We start from the raw sequence: 24,931 nt of genomic DNA on the forward strand, positions 1-24,931 counted from the left end.
GTGTCGCGTCGTGATCGAACGCGCGGACGTTCGATCACGATGTCGTTCGCACCTTCGCCAGCGCCTGATCGAGATCGGCGAGCAGATCGTCGATGTGCTCGATGCCGATCGACAGCCGCACCGTCTCTTCCTTCACGCCCGCCTTCGCGAGCTCTTCCGGCGATAGCTGACGATGCGTCGTCGAAGCGGGATGCGTCGCGAGCGACTTCGCGTCGCCGATGTTGACGAGCCGCGTGAAGAGCTTCAGCGCATCCTGGAACGCGGCGCCGCCCGCGCGCCCGCCCTTCACGCCGAACGTGAGGATGCCCGGCGCGCGGCCCGACAGATAGCGGTCGACGAGCGCGTGATCCGGATGATTCGGCAATCCGGAATAATCGACCCATTCGACCTTCTCGTGCCCCGCGAGATGCTGCGCGATCCTCAGCGCGTTCTCGCTGATGCGGTCGATGCGCAGCGCGAGCGTCTCGATGCCTTGCAGGATCTGGAACGCGTTGAACGGCGAGAGCGCCGCGCCGGTGTTGCGCAGCGGGACGACGCGTGCGCGGCCGATATACGCGGCGTCGCCGAACGCTTCGGTGTAGACGACGCCGTGATAGCTGACGTCCGGTTCGTTCAGCCGCTTGAAACGGTCGGCGTGCTTCGCCCACGGGAACGTGCCCGAATCGACGATCGCGCCGCCGAGGCTCGTGCCGTGTCCGCCGAGATACTTCGTCAGCGAATGGACGACGATGTCCGCGCCGTGCTCGAACGGACGCAGCAGATACGGCGTCGGCACCGTGTTGTCGACGATGAGCGGCAGGCCATGGCGATGCGCGACGTCGGCGAGCGCGGCGATGTCGGTGATGTTGCCGAGCGGATTGCCGACCGACTCCGCGAAGATCGCTTTCGTGCGCGAATCGATCAGCGCTTCGAATGCCGCCGGGTTGCGCGGATCGGCGAAGCGCGTCGTGATCCCGTACTGCGGCAGCGTATGCGCGAAGAGGTTGTAGGTGCCGCCGTACAGCGTGCTCGACGAGACGATGTTGTCGCCCGCCTCGGCGATCGTCAGGATCGAATAGGTGACGGCCGCCTGGCCCGATGCGAGCGCCAGCGCGCCGACGCCGCCTTCGAGCGCCGCGACGCGCTGTTCGAGCACGTCGTTGGTCGGATTCATGATCCGCGAATAGATGTTGCCCTGGACCTTCAGGTCGAACAGGTCGGCGCCGTGCTGCGTGTCGTCGAACGCGAACGCGACCGTCTGATAGATCGGCACCGCGGCGGCGCGCGTCGTCGGATCGGGGCGATAGCCGCCGTGCACGGCGATGGTCTCGAGGCGCCAGTCGGCGGATGCGGGTTCGGTCATGACGAGTCTCCGATCGGTCTGCTTTTGTGAAGGTGTCGGCCGATTATAGGAGCCGCGGCCGCGCGCTTTTAGCTTGTTTGGTGCCAAGCTTATTCGCGGACAGGACAAAATGCCGGGGCGGTGTGCGCAGGCGTGCGGACGACGGGCGACGAGCCGGGCGCGGACGTATCGTGCGTGCGCTTTCGTCGCTCGTTTGCTTCGCGTGCTCGTTTGCCGGCTCGTGCGCGAGCGTTAGCCGTCGGCGTCCGCCATGAAATTCAATTCGACGCCGTTTCCCGCCGGATCGTCGAAGAACAATTGATGCTGACGCGTCAGCGGCACGTCGGCGCTCGTGTATCGGATGTCGAATTGCTGCAGACGGGCAATCGTTCCCGGCAGATCGCTGCAGGAGAACGCGACGTGGTCGAACGTGTTCGTGACATTCGGCGCACGCGATTCACCGGGCCCGGCTTCCGACAGATGCAGCACCGCTCGCGCGCCGGCATACAGCCAATAGCCGTGGCTCCGGAACGGCGGGCGATCGCCGAGCCGCAAGCCGACCGCGTTCACGTAGAAATCGCGCAGCGTGTCGAGGAGCGGACGAGGCGCGCGGAGGTTGTAGTGATCGAGGCCGGTGACGGGCATGGCGGGCGGTCGGGGAGGGAACCGGAGCGGTCATTCTAGCGCGTGTCGAAGGCGATGTGATGGGGCGCGTCGAATGGCCGGCGCGGTGTTTCGACGGTTGATTCGCCGCATGCAACAGAGACGAGGCCAATTGCTCGGGACGTGCGAACAGGGCTGCGGATTCGCCAGGCGACGGGCGTCCGTCCGCCGCCCGCCGCGATGTTCGGATCGTTCGCCGCTGTCGCCGTGTGAAGCGCCGGTTGCGGAACGATATCGAGCTTCGTCGAGGGGGCGCAGGCGCATCGTTGCGACGCGCGATTCGTCCCGAGGGCGGCGGACGGCCGCAGCGCCCGCGTCCGGGCGGGCGATTGTCGGAACAGCTTCGACGGCAGACGTTGCTTGCTCCCGAAGGCCGGCGTCGCGATGTCGATGCGTGCGAAGCCGCTTGCGCAAGTTTCCGGCGCTGCGCGACTGCCGCGCTCGCCCGCCGCGTCATCGACTGGTTCCGACCAATCGCACGGCCAGGTATCGTGTCGCGCGGTGCGGCTTCATGGACGCTTCCGCCACGTCACGTCACGCCGTGGTCACGCCGCCCCGCCCCGCGGCTTCCGCGCCTAGCCGCCCGCCCGCCCCTGCAAATGACGCGCGACCGAAGCGAGCTTTTCGCAAGTCTCCGTCCATTCGCGATCGGGCGTCGACAGCGGAACGAGCCCCGCACCGGCCTGTAGCCAGCAGCGTTCGCCGTCGCGATACACGGAGCGCAGCACGAGCGCGGCATCCATCGCGCCTTCGCTGTCGACGACGAATACGCAGCCGCTGTACAAGCCGCGCAAGCGCTGCTCGTGGCGTCGAATGCTGTCGAGCGCCTCGCGCTTCGGAATGCCCGAAGCGGTGACGGCGGGGAACAACTTTTCGAACGCATGCCATGCGTGGCGGCCCGCCGCGAGCCGCCCGCGCACGCGCGATGCGAGATGCTGGACGGTGCCGCGCCGATAGACGCTCATGAATTCGCTGACGCCGAGCGTATCTGCGTCGCAGACCGACGACATTTCGTCCATCGCCAATTGCACCGACACCGCGTGTTCGGCGATTTCCTTCGCATCCCGCAGCAGTTCGCGCCGCAGACGCGCGTCTTCGGCGTCGTCGCCCGTCAATGCGCGCGTGCCGGCGAGCGGTTGCGTGCTGACGAAGCCGTCGGCGCTCACTTCGACCACCGTTTCGGGGCTGAAGCCATATGCTTCGAAATCGCCGTCGCGGAGCAGGAACGAGCGGGCCGGCGTGTTCGTCCGCCGGCCCGCGACGTAGCTCGACACCGTGTCGAGCGACGCCGGAACCTCGACCGCGCGCGACAGAATCACTTTCTGATACGCGTCGGCCTGCATTTCGCGCACCGCGGACGCGACCTGCTCCTTGTACGCGCGCGCGTCGCGTTCGCCGTCGATTGTTTCGAGACGCGCGCCGGGCTCGGTCTGCTGCGCGGCGTCCTGTGCGTCGACCAATTCGACGAGTGTCGCGAGCGCGCCGGGGTCCAGGCTGCGGATCAGCGCGCGGCCGCTCGATACGCGAATCTCGCTTTGCGGAATCGCGAGCCGCAGCAACGGCTCGTCGCCGCGCGCGCCGTCGATGCCGTACGTCAGATGAGAAAACTCGAAATGGGCGCGCCCGTATGCGCGCCAAGCGTCGATCTTCACGTCCGCGAGCGCGTGTGCGATCGCGTCGCACGGCCGCGCGTCGCGCCAGCATGCGCCGTCGCTGCGGCGCACTGTTCCGTCCGGCTCGACGATCACGCTCAGCGCCGAATCGATGCCGATGCTCCATTCGCCGCCGCGCTCGTAGAGCATGCAGTGCCGGCTCGGCAGTGCGCGCATGATGCGCGACGCCAGATCCAGCGGGTCGCTTCGCACGCTCAGATGGCGTTCGACGTAGCGTCGCGCCGGGGCGGCGTCGCGCGCCTTGGCGATCGCGATCAATCGTTGCTTGTCGATCTTGCCGACCGACGTCAACGGCCAATGCGCGGCGATTTCGATCTGATCAGGCAGCTTGAATTCGCTGAGCCCGCGTGCGCGCAGCGCCTGCTTGAGCGTCGCTGCATCGAGCGCGTCGCGTCGCGGCCGCACGAATGCGCAGATGCGTTCGCCGAGCAGCGTGTCGGGAACCGCGACGACGGCCGAGTCCTGCACGTCCGGCAACGCGTCGATCAGCAGCTCGATTTCCGCGGCGGAGATTTTTTCGCCGCCGCGATTGATCTGCTCTTTGATGCGCCCTTCGACGATCAGATTGCCGGCCGCGTCGCGGCGCACGAGATCGCCCGTGCGGTAGTAGCCGTCACCCGTGAAGCTGCGCGCGTTGTGCTCCGGCGCGCGGTAGTAGCCTCGAATCGTGTACGGCCCGCGAGTCAGCAGCTCGCCGACGTCGCCAGCGGCGACGTCGCGGCCGTGCGCGTCGACGATGCGGACTTCGTCGCGCGGCGACAGCGGCCGCCCCTGTGTATGCGCGATCGTGTCGGGCGGATCGTCGAGCCGCGTGTAGCACAGCAGTCCTTCAGCCATCCCGAATACCTGCTGCAGACGGCAGCCGAGCACGTCGGGCAGGCGGCGCGCGAGCGCCGGGTCCAGCCGCGCGCCGCCGACCTGGACGAGCCGCAGGCTCGACAGATCGCTGCGTTCCCATTCGCGCGCTTGCACCCAGAGCTGCGCGAGCGGCGGCACGAGCGCGACTTGCGTGACCCGCTCGCGCGCGATCAGCGGCATCGCTTCGTCGCAGCTCGCCGTGTCGGACAACACGACCGTGCCGCCGCTCGCGAGCGTGCCGAGTATGCCGGGGCATGCGAGCGTGAAGTTGTGCGCGGCGGGCAGCACCGCCAGATAGACGCTCGTATCGTCGAGTCCGCAGAGCGCGGCCGACGCGCTGAAGTTATACGCGTAGTCCGCGTGCGTGCGCGGAATCAGCTTCGGCGTGCCGGTCGTGCCGCCCGACAGGAGCAGCAGCGCGACGTCGTTCGGCGCGGGCGGCGTCAGTGCGCGCGGCGGCGCGTCGAGCGACGCGAGCGGCACGACGCGCTCGTCGGCATCGTCATCATCGTCGCGACGGCCGGGCTCGCCGTCGACGACGAGCCGGCGCAGCGACGGATGCGCGTCGAGCATGTCGGCGGCGAGCGATCGGGCGTCGAAGCCGTCCATTCCGTCCGCGATGAAATAAGCGGCGGGCTCGGCGATGCGGCAGAGTGCGTCGATGTCATGCGAGCGTTGGGCCGGCATCGCGAGTACGGGCACCACGCCGAGACGGAACAGCGCGAAGCAGACGGTGACGAACGCGATGCCGTTCGGCAACTGCACCATCGCACGGTCGCCGGGGCGCAGGCCCAGCTCGTGCAGTGCGGCCGCGAGCCGGTCGACCCGGCGATCGAGCGCGACGAACGGTACGCGTTCGCCGCCGGCGACGAGCGCGGTGCGCGTCGCATGGTCGGCCGCCCAGCGGCGCAAATGCTCGCCGAGCGGCAGCGCGGCGGACGAGATGTCGGGTTCGGCGGCCACGGCGTCGGCCGTTTCGTTCGGATTCGGATGAAGAAGAGTTTCCATGAGCTTCTCTGAGGGTCATACACACGCGGAGGTCGACTCGAGCCGGCGCAGGATCTGTTGCAGAAAGGCGCGCGGTCTGCGGGTCACGTAGAAGTGGTCGCCGGGCATCGCGATTGGTTCGTCCGCGCGACGCAGCCAGTCGCGCCACGCGGCGACTTCTTCGCGCGACGCTTCGATGTCGCGGCTGCCGTGGACGAGCAGCGTCGGCGTGTCGATGCGGCGCCGGTCGGCGCGCGGCATGCGGCGATAGGCTTCGGTGATCCGGAAATCGGCGCGCAGCATCGGCAGGAAGATCGCGAGCAGCGATGGATCGGACAGCAGGGTGGCGTCGCTGCCGCCGATCTCGACGAGCTGATCGACGAACGCGCGGTCGTCGAGATGGCTGAGCAGGCGACGTCCTTTCAGGTGCGGCGCGTGGCAGCCGGACAGCACGAGCGCGAACGGCGGCGCGCCGCGCCGCTCGAGACGCTCGCAGGTCTCGAACGCCACTTGCGCGCCCATGCTGTGGCCGGCGAGGATCAGCTTGCCGGGCGACGCCTGCGCATCGACCAGCTCGTCGGCGAGCTGATCGGCGAGCCAGCCGATGTCGTCCGCGCCCGGCTCGCGCATCCGGTGGTCGCGGCCCGGATAGATCGCGAGCGAGACGTCGAGGCCGAAGTCGTCGACGTTGCGCCAATCGCGGAATGCACTGCTGCTGCCGCCCGCGAACGGGCACATGACGAGCCGCCACGCAGCCGGCTCCGGCGCCATGATCCACGGGCGCAGCATCCGCCGCTCGTTCATGCCGCCACCTGTTCGTCGGGCGCGGCGTCGACGAGCGTGCGCGGGTCGATCGCCGGCGGCGGCGCGACGCGGCGCTCGCGCGCGGGACCCGCGCATTGCAGTGTCTTTTGCCAGACGCGGGCGAGCGTGAGCTGATAGGCGGGATCGAACGCGGCGGGCGCCGCCGCGCCGTCGAGATGCTGGCGCAGCGCGTGCAGCACGTGCGCGACGCCCGCGGGGCCGTCGACTTCGAGCGCGTCGCGCCAGCTTGCCGGCGCGGGATGCAGCGGCAGGGCGGGCGGCCGGTCGAGATGCGCGCTTTCGGCGCCCGTCGTCCGGTACGCGCTGCGATTGCCGTCGCGATGCTGCGGATCGTATAGCGCGGCGGTCCAGACGACCGGGCCGTAGCTCGCGTCGAGCGACAGATAGCCGGAAGGCCAGCCGAGCGTGAGCTGATGCATCGCGAGGCTGTGCAGATCGGGATCGTCGGGATCGAGATAGGTCTGCAGACGCAGCGTCGCGCGGCAGCCTGGCAGGCCGACTCGCAGCGCGTGGAACGCGGGATCGTCGTCGTCCGCGGCGTCGACCGTCGCGTCGACGGCGCCGCTCGCCTGCAGCAGCAGATCGAGCGACGAGTAGAGCAACTGTCGGCTCGTCGCGAGATGCGCGAAGTGCGCGTGCTCGCCGCCGAGCGCGCGCCGCACGCGCCGAGCGCGATCGATCCAGCAGCGGCCGGCCGGCGTGTGCGCATAGAAGCTGTTGACCCAATAGGCGCGCTCGCGTTGCGCGGCGAGCCGCTGCAGGCGGGCGACGTCGTCCGGATGCAGCGGATGCTCCTGCACGACGTGCGCGCCGCGTTCGAGAAATGCCTGCGCGAGCGACGTGCCGGCGCCGCCGACGACCGTCGAGCGGACGACCACGCATGCGATGTCGATGTCGCCGGGCACGTCGTCGATCGACGTGTAGAGCGGAATGCCGAACGCGTGAGCGAGTTGCCGCGCGCGCGGGCTGCCGTTCGCGAGGAGTCCCGCGAGCTCGAGCCCCGGCTGCGGCGCGAGGAACGCATTCAGATAGATTTCGCCGAATTTTGCGCCGGCGACGAGCACGCGCCTGTTGCGCGGGTTGAGCGGTTTCATGCGACTTTCTCCTGCGGGCGGCGAGGGTTGTCGCGCCACTGCCGGAACAGGGCGGCGACGTTCTGTGCTCGTGCGTCGTCCATCACGAGCGTCCAGTGGTCTGCGTCGAGCGTGTGGCGTTCCGCATGCGTGTCCCAGCCTTGCCAGTCGAGTTCGGCCGATCGCCAGCGGGACGGGCGGTGCGCGGCGGCGATCCACAGACAGCGGATCGGCAGCGGGGCGGGCGCGTGGTGGCGCGCGAGCAGGCCGAGCAGGTCGCCGATGCGCGTCAGCCAGCGCTGCGCATCGGCGGCGCTCGTGCGCTCCGGCAGCAGCCCGGCCGTTTGCGCGGCGCGGACGAAGCACGCGGTCTGCTCGTCGGCGTCGAGCTGTTCGAGGTCGTCGGGCAGCGGCACGACGGCGCGCCCTTGTGCTAGCAGACGCAGCAGCGACGCGCGATCGGCATGATCGAAATCGGCGCGGCAGACGGGATCGAGCAGCGCGAGTTCGACCGTCTCGCCGCGCTCGTGCAGCAAGCGCGCGGCCTCGGCGGCGACGGACGCGCCATAGGACCACCCGATCAACGTATACGGCCCGTGCGGCTGCGACGCGCGGATGGCTTGCACGTAGCGATCGGCGAGCGCGCCGAGATCGTCGGGCAGCGTCGCGTCCGTCGCGCGCAAGCCGTGAACGCGGCAGTCCAGATGCCGCGCGAGCGGCACGTACGCGGCGAGCTCGCCGTCGGACGCGTGGAACATGAACACACGCGCCGGATCGCGCCCTTCGGCGAGCGCCACCAGGCAGCCGCCCGCATCCGCTGCCACGGCCGCTTCGGACGCGGGCGGCGCGTTCAGCGTCGCGCAGAACGCGCCGAGCGTCGGTTCGGCGAAGAGCGCTTGCAGACTCGCGTTGCGCATGCCGTCGCGATTGAGCTGCGCGATCATTCGCGTCGCGATCAGACTGTCGCCGCCGGATTGGAAGAAATCGCTGTCGCGATGGACCGGGCACTTCAGCAGCGCCTGCCACACCGCGCCGACGCTGCGTTCGAGCGCGGCTTGCGCTTGCGGATCGCGCGGCGGCGCGACGGCCGCGGTCGACGTGTGCGACGCGCGAGCCGCGCGGCTCGGCGCGCCTTCGTTCGCTTCGTCGCGCTGCGCCGCGTGGCGGTCCGCATGTCGATCGATGCGCTCGCATTGCCGGATGCGCACCGGCGGCAGCGCGTCGCCGCAGCGTGCGCGCAGGCCGCGTTCGAGCGCCCCGAGATCGAGCCGGCCGACGTGCGTCGCGCGTGCGAGCACCAGGTGCTGACGCAGCGGGCTGGATTCCTGCTCCGGCCACGCGAGTTCGACCGAAAAGCCCGCTTGCCCGAGCGCGTCGCGCCACGTCGGCAGATCGAGCATCGGCTTGTCGTCGGCCGTGCGGAAATCGTCGTAGCCGTTCAGGCCTTCGATGAAGCCGATGCTCGCCATCTGCAGCGCGCTGTCGCGCTCGGTCGCCTCGATCATCAACAGGCGGCCGCCCGGTCTCAGCAATTGCCCGAGGCGGCGCAGCGACCGCACGACGTCGCTCGCGTCGTGCAGCACGTTGACCGCGACGACGACGTCGTAGCCTGCTTCCGGATGCGTATCGAAATCGACCGGCGCGTTGATGTCGAAGCGCGCGTAGTCGAGCTTCGCGTGGCCGGCGAAGCGTTCGCGGGCGGCGTCGAGGAACAGCGTCGACACGTCGGTGAAGCGGTAGCTGTGCAGCCGGCCGTCGAGCGCCGGCACGAGGTGGCGCGTCGTCGCGGCGGTGCCGGCGCCGACTTCGAGCACGCGCAGCCCGCCCGAGCGCTCGCCGAGCGCGCGCGCGATCTGCGCGGCGCCGCGATTCAGGCAGTCGATCGCCGGATTGTCGCTGTACAACGCGCGGGTGACCGCATCGTCGTCGTCGAACAGCAGCGCGAGCGGCGCTTGCGTGCCGTCGAACAGCGCATCGTGACGTGCGATGCACGTATCCAGATACGCGCCGAGCGCGCGGCTCCAGCCGGCTTGCGGTAGCGCCTCGGCCGGGCCGGGAACGGTATCGAGCGCACGTTCGCCGACGAACGCGTCGCCTTCGCGGCGCAGCCAGCCGCGCTCGGCCAGCGCGAGCAGCCATTGCCGCGCGAGCCGGCGGTACTGCGGTTGCGCGCGCAGGCGCGACTGCACTTCATCGAGATCGTGGCGTTGCCCGGCCTGCGCGAACAGGCCGTGGCGATGCAGCGTCCGGGCGATGCCGCGCAGCGCGCGCGCTTCGAGCCAGTGCCATGTCGCATCGATTTCCGCGAGCTGCGACGCGTCGAGCATCGGCAGCGCAGACGTCAGGGTCAGCGGCGCGTCGATCTCGGGCGGCGGCGCGACCTGCGCGCCGGCAGCCGACACGACGATGTCGAGCGTGCGACCGTCTTCGGCGAGCGCCGCGTCGGCATCGGATACGCCGTCCTGCGCGCGCAGCAGGTCTTCGATGTCGCGCAGATCCATGCCCGCATCGTCGGCACGCAGCGGCCAGCGGCGACGCGCGAAATCCGCCCATGCGCCGTCGTCGCGCAGCTGCGCGAGCCCGGACTGCGTCATCCGTTCCGGTTGCGCGGCGATTCCGCGCAGCAGGCATCGATAATCGTCGAACATCGCCTGCGCGGCGCCGTGTGCGAGCACGTCATCCATGCAGTACCAACTGAACACGAGATCGCCGTCGACTTCCATCACCTGATGATCGAGCCAGACCTGCGGCGTTTGAGTGAACACATGGACCGGCTCGCCGAACAGGCCCGTCATCGCCTGATCGATGCTCAGGCCGTCGAGCGACATCCCCAGCATGCTCGTGAACACGACCGGCATCAGCGGCCGGCGAGGATCGTGCGCGCGGCCGCGCGACAGCTCGCGCATCAGCTCGACGCCGTTGACCTGGCTGTGCGCGAGGCGCTGCCAGAGCCGTTCCTGCGTGCGCTCGATCGTGTCGCGCAGCGTCGGTGCGCCGTTCAGCGCGAAATCGATCAGCAGCACCGACGTGAAATCGCCGATCAATTGAGAGACCTGCGGGTGATCGGGACGCCGGTTGAAGAACGTCAGGTTCAGCGTGAAATCCGGATGCCGGCTCCAGCGTTCGAGCGTGTGCGCGAAGAGCGCGAGCAGCGCGGCCGACGGCGTCGCGCCCCAGCGCTGCCATTCGCGTTTGAGCTTGTCCCAGTCCGCGCGTTCGAGGCGCGCCTGATATGTGGTGAAGCGGGGCCGCGCGCGGTCGGCGCGTTCGGGGTCGAGCGGCAGCGCGGGCGCGGGCGGCAGTTGCGGGAGCGTGCGCTGCCAGTAGCGCCACGATGCCTGCCAGTCGGGCGCGTCGCGGCGCGCCTGATCGGCGAGCACGTAGTCGCGGAACGTGATCTGCAGCGGTTCGAGCGTCGCGCCGCGATAGGCGCGCGCGAGGTCGTCCATCATCACCTTGAAGCTCTGCACGTCGAACAGCAGCAGGTCGAGGTTCATGTGGAGCCGGTAGCGCGCATCGTCGAGCTCGGTCACGACGAGCTCGAACAGCGGCCAGCGGTCGGCGGGCAGCACGCGGTACGACAGTTCGTCGCGGATGTGTTCGAGCGCGCGCGCCTGCTCGTCGGCGGCGAGGCGCTTCAGGTCGTGCCGCCGCGGCCGGTAGGCGGGCACGTCGCGCAGGATGCGCTGGCGGCCGTCCGAATCGACGATCATCCGCAGCATGTCGTGACGCGCGACGAGCGCGTTCCAGGCGGCCTCGAAGCGTGCGAGGTCGAACGTGTCGCGCCGCATGTCCCATTCGAACAGCACGTGACACGCGACGCCGCCATAGGCGATCAGATCGGTGCGGCCGAGCCAGTACGCGTGCTGGATCGGCGTCAACGGGAACGGCTCGAAGCGGTTCGCGGGATCGTGGATGAGCGCGCCGGCGTCCGAAGCGGGCGCGCTGGCGTCGGCGGGCGCGGATTCGACGATCAGCCGGCCGATTCCGGCGACCGTCATGTCGCGATACGCGCGCTCGGCGTCGAGCTTGACGCCGAGCTGTGATTCGACGGCGCTCCGCAATTCGAGGAACAGCAGCGAATCGAGGCCGAGCTTCAGCAGATCGCGTTTCGGCGTGAGTTGAGCGAGATCGTCGAGCTTCAGCTGCGCGGCGATGCGCGCCGTCAACCATTGGCAGACGGCATCGGCATCGCGCGGATCGGGGCGTGCGGCGGCGGGTGCCATAGCGGCTGCCGCTGACGCCGAAGCGGCGCGGGAGGCCGCCGCCGGCGAGCGCGCGAGCCGGGCGGATGGCGTATCGGCGCCGGCGTTGATGTCGGCGTCGAACAGCGCGCGGCGGCCGGCGTCGAGCCGCTCGCGCAGCACGCGCATCGCGAGCCGGTATGGCGCGCCGCGCATCACGGCCTGTTCCAGATGCCACAGGCCTTCCGCGCTCGACAGCGCGCCCATCCCGCTTTCCGCGAGCTTGTGTTGCAATGCGGGCTCGGCAGCGCGTCCGGCTTCGCTCCACGCGCCCCACGCGATGGAGATCACCGCCGGTGTTTCGCCGCTTGCGCGCGCTTCGGCGAGCCCGTCGAGATAGGCGCTCGCGAACGCGTGCGCGCCTTGTCCCGGCGCGCCGAGCGCGGCGGCCGCCGACGAATAGAAGAGCAGATAGCGCGCGTCGTGTGCGCCGAGCCAGTCGCGCAGCACGCGCGCCGCGTCGGCCTTCACAGCGAGCACGGGTGCGATGCGTTCGGCGTCGAGCGTGGCGAGCGGCGCGTCGTCGAGGACGCCGGCCGCATGGATCGCGCCCGCGACGCCGCCATCCGCGTGCAGCGCTTGCAGCGCCGCCGTCAACTGCGCGGGCTCGGCGACGTCGCAGCGCACCCAGCGCAATTCGCATGCATGGTGCGCTTCGACTTCATGCTGGAACGCAGACCAGTCGTCATGCGCGCGAGGCGCGACGAGCGCGATGCGGCGCGCGCCGTGGCGCGCGAGCCAGCGCACGCTCAGCCGGCCGAGACCGCCGAACGCGCCGGTGACGACGTGCCAGCGTTCGCCGACGAGCGCGCCGGCGGGCAGCGCGGGCGCGACGTAGGGTTCCGCCGCGAGCGATGGCGCGTGCGCGCGGCCGTCGCGGACCGCGAGCCAGCGAGCGCCGCTGCCGAGCGCATCGAGCGCCGGCAGCAGATCGCGCCACGCGGCGGCCGGATGCAGGTCGATCGCGGCGAGCACGCGGTCCGGCCGTTCGGCGGCCGCGACGCGCAGCAGCCCCCAGGCGGCGCGATGCGCGGCGTCGACGAAATCGTCGGCGTGGACCTTCCATGCGCCGCGGGTCACCACGACGAGCGGCGCGCGGCTTGCTTCGGACAGCGCGGCGAGCAATGCCGACGCGATCGCCTGTAGCGGCTTCTCATCCGGATCGAGGATGAACAATCGGCGATCCGCGTGCGGCGCGATCGGCATGCCCGCGTCGCGCAGCGCGTCGGCGAACGACGCCGACTCGGTGTGCAACGCGATGCCGTTCGCATCCGGCGACGCATCGGACACGGGCCGCCACTGCCAGCCGTAATGCGTATCGCGCGCAGGCAGCGGCGCGGGCAGGCCGTCTTCGGGGGAGTCGGCGTCGAGCGGCCGCCACGCGCCGGATTCGTCGCGCGCGTCGAGCGCGATCCGCGCCGCGCCGAACGGACTGGCGCACCAGCGCAGGCGCACGAGCGTCAGCCACGCTGGCGCGCGCTCGGGCGCGCGAATCGTCGGCGCCGCCTGGCCGCCGCCGTGGCGGCCCGCCAGTTCCGCGCCGCCGCGCGCGAGCCGTTGCTGCCAAGCCTCGCGCCGGCCCGCGCAATCGGACCAGTCGGCGAGATACACGCCGTCGTCGGTGAGCGGCTGGCCGAGCAGCGGATCGGCGTCGTCGGCGAGCCACGGCGCGACGCCCGCCGAGCGGCCCGGCGCGGACGCGAGCACGATGTGCTCGCTGATGCCCGACGTCGGCGCGCCGTCGTCCGGCAGCCAGTCGATGCGCTCGAAGCCCGCCGCGATGCATTGTTCCTTCCAGCGCGCGGTCGACAGGAACAGCTCGCCGCCGCGCGCGTCCTCGTCGTGCAGCGGCAGCACGAGCGGGCCGAATACGAAATCGAAGAGGCGCATCGGCCGCGTGATCTCGCGCATCAGCAGACGGCCGCCCGGCTTCAGCAGCGGCGCGAGGTTCGCGAGCGCGCGGCCGACGTGCTGCGTCGCATGGATCACGTTGGCCGCGACGATCAGGTCGTATGCGCCCGCTTCGAAGCCTTGCGCTTGCGCGTCTTTTTGCAGATCGAACACGCGATAGTCGACGCATTCGTGAGCGGCGAATTTCTGCTCGGCGCGCCGCGTGAAGATCGGCGAGATGTCGGTGAAGTCGTAGCGGACGTTCGGCTCGCCGTCGAGTTCCGGCAGCAGCCACGCGGTCGTGCCGCCGGTGCCGCCGCCGACTTCGAGAATCCGGAACGGGCGGTGCCGGCGACGGTTCGTCTGCCGCTCGCGGACGAGCCCCGCGACGACGCCCGCGGCGATCTGGTTGAAATAGCGCCCGAAGCTGAATTCCTGATACAGCACTTCGACGCCGCTCGACGCGCTGTCCGGGAAGATCACCGCGACCGGCTCGATGTCGCCGCTCATCATCGCGTGCAGGCTGTCTCCCGCGCGCGCGACGGTGTCGGCGATCACGTCGAAGCCTTCGCAGCAGTCGCGCAGGATCTGCAGCAGCGCGTCGCGCTCCGCGTGGGGCGCCGCGAGCGCGGGTGCGTAGCGGTCGTCGTCGCGGCGGTAGTAGCCGTCTTCGACGCATGCATTCAGGAGACGCACGAGCAGCTGGCGATGGCGCGGCAGCAGACGGCCCGCGCGCAGGATGTCGAGCGCGGTCGCGCCCTCGTCGAAGCGCTCGCCGATGCAGCGGCGCACGAGCCGATCGACGTAGATCGCATGCAACTGCGTGACACAGTCGTAGAGTCGTTGCAGGCGCGGCAGATCGAGCGATGCGGCGGCTGCGGCCGCGACCCGGCGGCCTTCGGCGAGCGCCGGGTCGATATCGCCGCCGTGCGCCGCGGGCGGTGTGACGGCCGCCGGCTGCGCATCGCGCCAATAGCGTTCGGCATCGAACGGATAGCGCGGCGCGTGCAGCTTGCGGCCGGACGAAGGCAGCACGTTCGCCCACGGCAGCGCGACGCCCGCCGCATAGAGTTCGAGCGTCGCTTGCCGCGTTTGCGCGAGCGCGGGCTGTTGCCGGCGCGCGCTCGCGATCCAGCGCGCGCGTTGAGGCGACTCGCGCAGGCCGATCCCCGTCAGCTGCGCATCGGGCCCGAGTTCGAGAAACACGCCCGCGCCCTGTGCGATCGCGTGACGGACCGCGTCGGCGTAACGGACCGGTTCGCGCATGTGCCGGCGCCAGTAGCCGTGCGCGTTGAGCCCATCGGCGTCGATCGGCTCGCCGACCAGCGTCGATACGAGCTGCACACGGCCGGGCGTCGCATGCAGCTGCGCGGCCGCGCGTTCGAACGCGTCGAGCACCGGATCGAGCAGCGCCGAATGCGCGGCGCCCGGGACCGTAAGCCGCGCGTGGCGGATGTCTTTCGCGGCGAGCGCGGCGGCGAGCGCGTCGACTGCATCGCGACGGCCGGAGAACACGAGATGACGCTCGCCGTTATGCGCGGCGACGTCGACGCCCGCTTGCCTGGCGAGCGGCAGCAATTCGTCGGCGCACGCGAACGCGGCGAGCATCGCGCCCTCCGCGCAGCGCTGCATCAGCGCGCCGCGCAGCCGGACGAGCGGCATCGCCTGCTCGATCTCGTAGTGTCCGGCGACGACCGCGGCCGCGTATTCGCCGACCGAATGACCGATCACGATCTGCGGCTCGAGACCGAGTGCGCGCCAGTGCGCGGCCATCGCGAGTTCGAATGCGACGATCGCGGGTTGCGCGTAGTCCATCCGTTCGAGCAGATCGCCGCGCTCGCCGAACATCGCGTCGCGCAGCGGGACGTCGAGCTCGCCGTCGCAGGCCGCGAAGCAGCGGTCGAGACACGCGGCGAACGCGGGCGATTGCCGATAGAGCGCCTGTCCCATGCCGGGCCAGTGCGAGCCCTGGCCCGTGAAAAGCCAGGCCATTTGTCCGGCTTCGCCGCTGCCGCGATGGACGAGCGCATCGTCTTCGCCCAGCGCGAACGCGTCGAGTGCCGCGACGGTTTCTTCGCAGAACGGCACCGCGAGCCGGTGCGGCAGGTCGAGCTGCCGTCCGCGCAGCGCGGTATGGAGCAAGTCGCGCGCGCTCGCATGCTGCAGCGCGTCCGCGTAGCCGCGCGCGAGGCGTTGCAGCGCGGGCTCGCTCGCCGCGCTCAGCAGCAGCGCCGCGCCCGCGTCCGGCTGCGCACGGTCGTCGCCGCCAACCGCCGCGCGCAACGCGTCCGGCAGCGACGCGACGACCACATGGCAGTTCGTGCCGCCGATGCCGAACGACGACACGCCCGCGACGCGCGATGCGTCGTCCCAGGGCTGCGCTTCGGTGGGCACGTAAAACGGGCTGTCGTCGAGGCCGAGCGCCGGATTCGGCTTGCGGAAGTGCAGGCTCGGCGGAATCGCGCGCCGCTCGACGGCGAGCACGGCTTTCAGCAGGCTCGCGATGCCGGCCGCCGTATCGAGGTGCCCGATGTTGCTCTTGACCGAGCCGAGCGCGCAGCGCGGTCCTTCGCCCGCCCGATGAAAGACGCCGCGCAGCGCTTCGAGCTCGATCGGATCGCCGAGCGGCGTGCCGGTGCCGTGCGCCTCGACGAGGCCGATCTGCGTGCTGTCGACGCCCGCGAGCATCAGCGCGTCGCGGATCGCGTCGCGCTGTCCGGCCGCCGACGGCGCGGTGTAGCCGACCTTGCGGTCGCCGTCGTTGTTGATCGCGCTGCCGAGCAGCACCGCGATGACGGGGTCGCCGTCGCGCAGCGCGTCGCCGAGCCGCCGCAGCACGACCGCGCCGACGCCGTTGCCGGCGAACGTGCCTTGCGCGTCGGCGTCGAACGGCCGGCAGCGGCCGTCCGGCGAGAAGATCATGCCCGGCTGATGCAGATAGCCCGCGTGCTGCGGAAACGATACGGCCGCGCCGCCCGCGACGGCCATGTCGCATTCGCCGGCGCGCAGGCTTTCGCAAGCCAGGTGCGCGGCGACGAGCGAGCTCGAGCACGCGGTCTGCACGGCGAGCGCCGGTCCGCGCAGGTTCAGCTTGTACGCGACGCGCGTCGCGACATAGTCCTTGTCGTTGCCCATCAGCGACTGCAGGCCCTTGACCTGCGCGACTTCGGCGATACGCAGCGGCTCCCTGCCCGGATACGTGCTGATGCGCGCGGACCCGAACACGCCGGTGCGGTGCGGGACGTCGCGCGGCGCGTAGCCCGCGTGCTCGAGCGCGTGCCAGACGATCTGCAGGAAGAGGCGCTGCTGCGGGTCGATCGATTCGGCTTCCTGACGGGAATAGCCGAACAGCGCGGCGTCGAACGCATCGGCGTCGCGCACGACGGTGCCGACGTTGACGAAGTTCGGCGCGTCGATCGTCGCGGCGTCGAGGCCCGCGTCGAGCAACGCCTGCCGCGTGAAGCGGCGGCTGCATTCGGCGCCGGCGAGCAGGTTGCGCCAGAACGCGTCGCTGTCGTCCGCTTCCGGAAAGCGGCATGCGTGGCCGATCACGGCGATCGGCTCGCCGTTCGGGTAATGCGTCGCGAGCAGCGCGTCGAGGTCCGCGGCCGGGCGAGCGGACGAAGTGGCTTTATCCATGACTGGTTTCGAGAGAGGGTTCGTGGGCGGCGGGAGAAGGCGCGGGTGCGGCCGGCCGCGCGAGCCGGCGGCACAGCCGGATCGCGGGCCACAGGCTCGCGACGGCCAGCGCGGCGAGCAACGCGAGCACCGGGCGATAGCCGACGGCGTGGCTGACGCGCAGGACGGCCATCGACATCAGCATGGCGACGGCCATGTCGGTCGACTGGAACAGCGCGTAGTCGGATGCCGGCTGGTGAGGGCGGGTGAGTCCCATCAGCACGTTGTAGAGCGTGACGAAGCCGATCGCCGCCGCGACGTTGACGAAGCCGAACGCGAGCGTCCATTCGCGTATGCCGAAGCGGGGATAGCCGATGGCGAGCACGCCCGCGAGCAGCGGGAACGACAGCATGACGGGCAGCACGCACCGCCACGCGCCGAAACGGCGCATGGCCCAGCCACCGAGCGCGATGCCGACGCCGCTCGCGACCGTGCTGTAGATCGTGACGACTTCGCCGAGCGCGCTCAGGCCGAGCCCCGCATCGACGAGCAGCACGGTCTGCAGCGCCATCAGCCCGCGCATCGCGACGAGGTAGATCGCGGTCAGCGCGAGCGCGGGCCCGATCCCGCGCAGATCGCGCCAGTGCAGGCGCGGGCGCGCCGAGCCGACGGGCGCGGCCTGCATCGGCTGGCGGATCAGCAGCGACGGAATCAGCAGCAGCAGCGACAGCGCGGCGATGCCCGCGAAGCCGTAGCGCCAGCCGGCGCGCTCGGCGATCGCGAGGAACACGAACGAACCGAGCGGAATCCCCAGATAGCTGCCGCCGACTTGCGCGACGTTCGCGAACGGGCGGCTGCGGGCGTCGGTCGTGCAGATCGCGATGCCGTTCGCGTAGATGCCGTGGCTCGCGGACAGCAGCGACAGCAGTGTCAGCGACACGACGATCGCGCCCGCCGCGTGCGCCGGCGGCAGCAAGCCGATGCACGCGATGAGGGCCGCCATGCCGAGTTGCAGCAGCGCGAGGCTGCCCTGATAGCGGTTGCCGCGCAGCGGCAGCGCGTGACGCTCGCACCACGGCGCCCACAGGAATTTGCCGACCCAGGGCAGCATCGCGAGCGACAGCCAGCTCAACTGAGCGAGGTCGGCGCCCGCGTGCCGGAAGTAGCCGACGACGCCCTGCATCGTCAGCGCGCTGACCATGCCCTGGTGCGCGTAGTACGACCAGTACGGCAGATAGCGCTTCATGCGGCGGCTCCTCGCCGGCGCTGCAGCTTCGCTCTGCGTTGGTCGAGGAGCGTGCGCCGGTTCGCGTCGTCGGCCTGGGCCGGCGCGTGCGCGCCGCCGAGATGCGCGGCGAGCGCGTGCGGCGACGCATGCGTGAAGAGATCCGTCACCGCGAGCGACGCGTAGCCCGCGTGCCGAAGTTTGACGTGCCATTGAACGAGTTCGAGCGACGACGCGCCGGCTTCGAAGAAGCTCTGTCGCGCGGCGATCGGCAGGCCGAGCGTCTGTTCGAAATGCTGGCGCAGCCGGCCGACGAGCGCGGCGTCGACCGGTGCGTCGTCGCGAAGCGCGGTGATCGGCGCCGCAGGCGCGGCGGTGGCGGAGCCGACGGCGCGCGCGTCGCGCATCGACCGCGCGCCGGCCTGGCCGACACGCGGCACGAGGACGTCGAGCGGCAGCCGCCACGCCGATGCGTCGGTCGCGAGCCGCTGCAGCAGCGCGACGTACTGATCGAACATCGCGCGCAACCGGTCGGGCTCGAACAGCGCTTCGACCGCATCCCAGTTGAAGCGCAGCTCGCCTTCCGATTCGTAGACCTGGTGATCGAGCCATACCTGCGGCGTCTGCGAGATGCCCGAGCGCGGTTCGAGCCACGACGCGTGGGCGAGGAAGCGGTCGTGATCGAAGCCGAGCGCGCTCGTGAACACGACCGGCATTTCGGCGGCGGCCCGGCCGTGCCGCTGCGCGAGCTGGCGCATCACCCAGAGCGCCGACACGTCGCGGTGCGCGAGGTCTTGCCACAGCCGCTGTTGCAGCCGCTGCGCGCTCGCGAGCCAGTCATTCGCGGGCTGCCACGCGAGCAACAGCAGCGACGTGAAGTCGCCGAGCACCTGCTCGATCTGCGGATGCACCGGCTGCCGATCGAACAGCGTCAGGTTCACGCACAGCTCGCGCTGCGCGCTCCACGCGGACAGCACGGCCGAATACGCGGCGAGCAGCAGGGCCGACGGCGTCAGGCTCGCCGCGCCGGCGCTCGCCTTCAGCGCGTGCCATTGCGCGCGCGACAGGCGCGCCGACAGCCGCACGAAGCGCGGCGTCCCGATTTCCGCGGGCGTGCGGCGAAGCGGCAGTTGCGGCGCGGAGGGCAGGCCGTCGAGCCGGCGCTGCCAGTAGGCGAGCGACGCTTCGCTGGCGCGCCGGCCGGCGACGTGCGTCACGTAATCGCGAAAGCCGATGTCGAGCGGCGGCAGCGCGCGATCGGGCGCGACATACAGCTGTTCGAGCTCGGCGAGCAGGATCTGCATGCTGAGACCGTCGAGCATCAGATTGTCGAGACACACGTAGAGCCGGCTGCGCTCGCCGCCGTCTTCGGCCGCTTGCACGTCGAACACGGGCCAGCGCGCGGGATCGAGGACCTGATGCGCGAGCCGCTCGCGCAGCGCGGCGGCGTCAGGACCGTCGAGGCTCGCGACGCGATGGCGCGTCAACGTGAACGGCGGCGCTTCGGCGAGCACCTGCTGTCGGCCGTCGCGGACGACCGCGCGCAGCATGTCGTGGCGCGCGATCAGGCGGTTCCACGCCGCTTCGAAACGCACGACGTCGAGCCGCTCGACTTCGAATTCGACGAAGAAGTGCGAGCCGACGCCGCCCAGCGCGAAGCCGGCCTGGCGGCCGACGAGATACGCCTGCTGGACGTCGGTGAGCGGGAACGGCTGGAAGCGCGACGCGGCGTCGGGCCGCAGTGCGTCCGCTGCCGGCTCGATGCGCGGGCGCAGCGTCGCGGCGAAGGCGGCGAGCGTCGGGTAGTCGAACAGATCGCCGAGCCGCGCCGTGTAGCCCGCCCGATCGAGTTCGCCGATCAGGCGCGTCGCGAGCAGGCTGTCGCCGCCGAGCTGCAGGAAGTGGCTGTGCCGATGCACCGCATCGACTTGCAGCAGGCGTCGCCACAGCGCGGCGACGGCCGTTTCGGCGTCGCCCTGCGGCGCTTGCCGCTCGGTGTCGGCATCGGCATCGGCATCGGCATCGGCGACAGCGGCGGCGGGCGCGCAGCGGGCCAGCAGCGCCTTGTGGTCGATCTTGCCGTTCGCGGTGAGCGGCAGGGCGTCGATGAAGTAGAGGCGCTGCGGCAGCATGTAGGACGGCAGGTGCGCGGCGAGCGCTGCGCCCAGCTTTCGCGGATCGGGCGTGCGCACGATGGCGGGCGCGCGCAGCACGAAGCGCCGGTGCGCGCCGACGTCGTCCGACTGCTCGCATGCGAGCGCGCGATCGTCGAATGTGCGCCGCCAGTCTTCCGCGCGGCGCAGGCTGTGCTGCGCGGCGGCGCCGCCCGCGAGCAGGTCGGCGCTGACGAGCGCGAGCGCCGACGCATCGCGCAGCTCGGTCACATAGATGAGCGCCGACGGCGCGGCCAGCTCGACGAGTTCGTCGAGCGCCGCATCGCCGAGGCGGTGCAGCGCGTTGTTGGCCCAGACCACGTCAGCGCCGTGCGCGAGATCGTTCAGCGACGCGGGGGCCGCGCGCCGCGCTTGCGCATGCGGGAACGCGGCGAGGCGCGCCTGCGCGCGCAGCACCATGTCCTGCGACGCGTCGATGGCCGTGTAGATCAGCCGTTGCGCGTCGAGGCGGCGCAGCAGCGCTTCGCCGCACAGGCCGCTGCGCGCGCCGATCTCGACGAGCCGTGCGGGCCGCCCCAGCGAGCGGGATAGCGCCGCGACCGCGGCGGCGAGCGCATCGATCGCTTGCCCGGCGCCGTCGCTGCGCAGCAGCAGCGATTCCGGCGACCAGAACGGATGGTCGAGCAGCGTGTGCGCCGGGCGCAGCCCGCGCAGGATCGCGCCGAGCGCGTCGTGGTGAGTGAGCAACGCGTCGGCGGTCGTGAAGAGCGGGTCGTCGGCGCGCGGCCGGCGGCGCGCGTGGTCGTAGCGCGGGCCGCGGCGATACGCGCCGTCCTGTTCGACGAGGCGGCCGTGCGCGGCCAGCAGCGCGAGCCAGCGCGCGAACAGCGCACGCCACGCCGGCTGCGCGCGATAACGCGCGAGCGCCGCGTCGACGTCGAGCGGCGCGTCGAAGGTCACGCCCTCGCGTTGCAGATGGTCGTGCAGGAAATCGGCGATGAGACGTTCGATAGCCGCGTCGGACTTCGCGATGGTGTAGGCATCGGCATCGGCATCGACATCGCGGCTGGCGTCCGCGATTGCGCTCGCGTTGCCGATGGCGTCGATGGCGTCGATGGCGCGGCCGGCGTGTGCGTCCGCATCCGCATCCGGATCGGCTTCCCGAGCGGCGCCGCAATCGCCCATGGGCGCGAACAGCGCGCGAAAGTCGGACGGCCATGCCGGATCCGCGCGCCGTTCGTCGAACAGCGCGTCGCCCGATGGCACGACGAACGCCGCAAGGGATTTGTCGCGTTCGCCGACCGCGAGCGCGATGCCGGTCTTGACGCCGTCGATGCGATTGAGCGCCGCGTCGATCTCGCCGAGCTCGATCCGGTAGCCGCCGATCTTCACCTGCTTGTCGCGCCGGCCGAGAAACTCGAGTGTGCCGTCGGGCCAGTAGCAGCCGTGATCGCCTGTTCGATACCAGCGGCCGCTCGCGTCGTCGACGAATTGCCGCGCGGTGCGTTCGGCGTCGTTGAAGTAGCCGAGCGCGACGCCTTCGCCGCCGATCCACAGTTCGCCCGGCACCCAGTCCGGGCAATCGCGGCCCTGCTCGTCGACGACGCGATAGCGCTGGTTCGCGAGCGGATAGCCATAAGGGATCGAGCGCCAGGGCGGCGGCACGTCGCCGACATCGTAAGCGTTCGACCAGATCGACGCCTCGGTCGCGCCGCCCATGGCGACGAGCTCGCCGTCCGCGCGAAACGCGCGGTAGCGCGCAGGCAGATCCAGACCGATCCAGTCGCCGGACAACATCGCGACGCGCAGCGTCGACGGCGCGCGCAGCTCGAAGCCTTCGGCGTACGTGACGAGCATGTCGAACAGCGCGGGCACGCTGTTCCATATGGTCACGCGATGGCGGTCGAGCAGTTCGCACCAGACGGCCGGATCGCGCCGCTGTGCTTCGTCGACCAGCACGAGCGCGCCGCCCGCCGCGAGCACGCCGAAGATGTCGTAGACCGACAGATCGAAGTGCAGCGCGGACAGCGCGAGCACGCGATCATCGGAGCCGACGCGGTAGCGCCGGTTCAGCTCCGCGCACGTGTTGAGCGCGCCGCGATGCGAGATCACGACGCCCTTCGGCGTGCCGGTCGAGCCGGACGTGTAGATCACGTACGCCGACGTGCGCGGATCGACCGCGACGGGATCGCGCAGCGCGTCGGCCGCGACGGCGTCCTGCCACGCGAGATAGCGCGCCGGATCGTCCGGCGCCGCGATCGCCGCCGGATCGTCGCGGCAGACGAGCACCCGCTTCACGCGCGCGTCGTCGTAGATCTTGCGGCGGCGTTCTTCCGGCTGGTCGAGCGGCACGGGGACGTAGACCGCGCCCGCGTGCAGCACGCCGAGCACCGCGACGATCTGCCCGATGCCCTTCGACATGCTGACGGCGACGGTGTCGCCCGCTCCCACGCCGCGCGCCGCGAGCGCGCCCGCGCAGCGGCGCGCCTGTTCGGCGAGCGTCGCGTAGCTGATTCGCGCGTCGCGATGGATCAGCGCGACGGCGTCGGGCGCGCGCCCGGCCGCGTGGAAGAAGCCGTCGTGCAGGCAACCGTCCGGCACCGGCCGGGCGGTGTCGTTGATGCGCGCGCGGACCGCGCGCTGCGCGTCGGGCATCGGATCGGGCAGCGGCTTGCGCCAGGCGCCGGCGTCACGCACGAGATGCCGCACGAGCGCGACGTACGCATCGAACAGCGCATCGACGAGGCTTGCCGGAAAGAGCGCGTCGACGCTGTCCCACTGCAGCCATACCGACGCGCCGTGTTCGAACGCGAGATGGTCGATCCATACTTGCGGCGTTTGCGAGATGCCCCACGCGGGCTCGCCGAGCGCGGCGGCGGTGTCGCGGCCGTACAGCGGGCGGCCGAGATTGCTCGTGAACACGACGGGCGCGCCGTGCGGATGACGTTGTTCCTTGCGCAGCTCGCGCAGCAGCTCGACGCCCGACCAGTGGCGATGCTCGTATGCGTCGGCGAACGTCGCCTGGTTCGCGCGCGCGAGCGTGTCGAACGGCGCGCCTTCGGCGGCGAGATCGATCAGCAGGATGTTCGTGAAGTCGGCGATCATCCGCTCGACCGCCGGATCGAGCGGCTGTCGATCGAACAGCGTCAGGTTCAGCAGCAGGCGCGGCTCGCCGCTCCAGCGCGCGAGCACCGCGCCGAAGCACGTCGCGAGCGCCATCGTCGGCGTGACGCCGCACGCGCTCGCCTGCGTCTTGAACGCGCGCCAGTCGGCCTCGCCGAGCGCCGCGCGGCGGCGGCTGAAGCGCACCGGCGCGACGCGCTCGGGCTCCTGGGCGAGCGGCAGACGCGGCGCGGCCGGCAGTTCGGGCAGCTTCGCGCGCCAGTAATGCTGCGCCGTTTCGCGCGCGGCCGCGCTGTCGTGCTGCAGATGCGCGACGTAGCTGCGAAAGTCGTAACCGCTGCCGATGGCCGGCAACGCGCGGCCGCCGGCGAGCGCCGCGAGCTCGTCGAACACCAGCGTGAAGCTCGCCGCGTCGAGCACGAGCAGATCGAGGTCGACGTGCAGACGATGCCGCCCGCCGGGAAGCAGCGACAACTGGAAGTCGAACGTCTCGCCGTGCTCGACGTCGAGCACGCGATGGCCGAGGCGTTCGCGCAATGCGGCGAGCGCGTGCTCGCGTTCCGCATCGCCGCAGGCGCGCAAATCGTGCACGGCGACGCCGGGCCAGCTCGAACCCGCACGCCATTGCTGGCGGCCGTCCGCGCGGAACGCGACGCTCAGCATCGGATGGCGGGCGATCAGCGCGCGGACGGCGGATTCGAGCCTGTCCGGCGTGAGTCCCGCGCCGTCGAACTCCTGATACAGATGGCAGCCGACGCCGCCGAGCGGCTGCTGCGCGGCGCGACCGACGAGATACGCGTGCTGGACGGGCGTGAGCGCGAACGCTTCGCCGTCGCGCATCGTCGGCCATGCCCGCGGCGCGGCGGGCCGCTCGGCGACGCGCGCGGGGCTGTGCCGCATCAGCGCGAGCCAGCCGGCGAGCGTCGGCTCGCGGTACAGCTCGCGCAGCGTCAGCGTGTGGCCGCGCGAACGCAGCCGGTTCAGCCAGGCCATCAGGCGCATCGAGTCGAGGCCCAGTTGCAGCAGGTTGGCGTCGGCGTCCAGCCGTTCGGGATCGACGGACAGATCGGCGGCAAGCTCGCCGCGCAGCGATGCGCCGTCGAGCGCGATGCAACCGGCTTCGACGGCTGGATCGGGGGCGAGGCTCGTATGAAGGTCGGACATGAATGAAGATCTCGAGTCGGTTGTGATGCGAAACCCTGAACGCAAAGACACCCCGTCGACGTGTACGCCGCCGCCCGTTTGCGGGCGATGGCGCGATGCGTCGTGCGGTCGTCGGTCATTGGATGAGTGGCGGCGGCATGCGCACGCGACGCG

General features: G+C 70.9%; 8 protein-coding genes. All 8 read right to left on the minus strand.

All coding sequences use genetic code 11. The features are described 5' to 3' along the window. Positions 1–34: 34 nt before the first annotated feature. Positions 35–1,342 (minus strand): O-acetylhomoserine aminocarboxypropyltransferase/cysteine synthase family protein, encoded by a 1,308-nt coding sequence (locus WS69_RS05650; RefSeq protein ID WP_059469817.1) that lies wholly within the window; start codon positions 1,340–1,342, stop codon positions 35–37. Between the two features lie 231 nt (positions 1,343–1,573). Beyond that, positions 1,574–1,966: a VOC family protein gene (locus WS69_RS05655; protein WP_059469818.1), complete on the minus strand. Its 393-nt coding sequence runs from the start codon at positions 1,964–1,966 to the stop codon at positions 1,574–1,576. A gap of 593 nt (positions 1,967–2,559) precedes the next feature. After that, the gene (locus WS69_RS05660; RefSeq protein ID WP_059469819.1) at positions 2,560–5,523 is read right to left on the minus strand and encodes a salicylate synthase; all 2,964 of its coding nucleotides are present in this window, start codon (positions 5,521–5,523) and stop codon (positions 2,560–2,562) included. Between the two features lie 15 nt (positions 5,524–5,538). Further along, the gene (locus tag WS69_RS05665; RefSeq protein ID WP_059469820.1) at positions 5,539–6,306 is read right to left on the minus strand and encodes a thioesterase II family protein; all 768 of its coding nucleotides are present in this window, start codon (positions 6,304–6,306) and stop codon (positions 5,539–5,541) included. Then, a complete protein-coding gene (locus WS69_RS05670) occupies positions 6,303–7,421 on the minus strand; it encodes a Gfo/Idh/MocA family oxidoreductase (protein ID WP_059469821.1) in 1,119 nt (372 codons plus the stop codon). The genes WS69_RS05665 and WS69_RS05670 overlap by 4 nt, the downstream gene beginning before the upstream one ends. Then, complete coding sequence (locus tag WS69_RS05675; RefSeq protein WP_059469822.1) at positions 7,418–17,173, minus strand: type I polyketide synthase; 9,756 nt, start codon at positions 17,171–17,173, stop codon at positions 7,418–7,420. The genes WS69_RS05670 and WS69_RS05675 overlap by 4 nt, the downstream gene beginning before the upstream one ends. Next, positions 17,166–18,398 (minus strand): MFS transporter, encoded by a 1,233-nt coding sequence (locus WS69_RS05680; protein WP_059469823.1) that lies wholly within the window; start codon positions 18,396–18,398, stop codon positions 17,166–17,168. The genes WS69_RS05675 and WS69_RS05680 overlap by 8 nt, the downstream gene beginning before the upstream one ends. Next, complete coding sequence (locus WS69_RS05685; protein ID WP_059469824.1) at positions 18,395–24,778, minus strand: non-ribosomal peptide synthetase; 6,384 nt, start codon at positions 24,776–24,778, stop codon at positions 18,395–18,397. Before WS69_RS05685 ends, WS69_RS05680 begins: the two co-directional genes overlap by 4 nt. Positions 24,779–24,931 lie beyond the last annotated feature (153 nt).

It is taken from the genome of Burkholderia sp. BDU5 (assembly GCF_001522845.1).
GTDB lineage: Bacteria > Pseudomonadota > Gammaproteobacteria > Burkholderiales > Burkholderiaceae > Burkholderia > Burkholderia mayonis.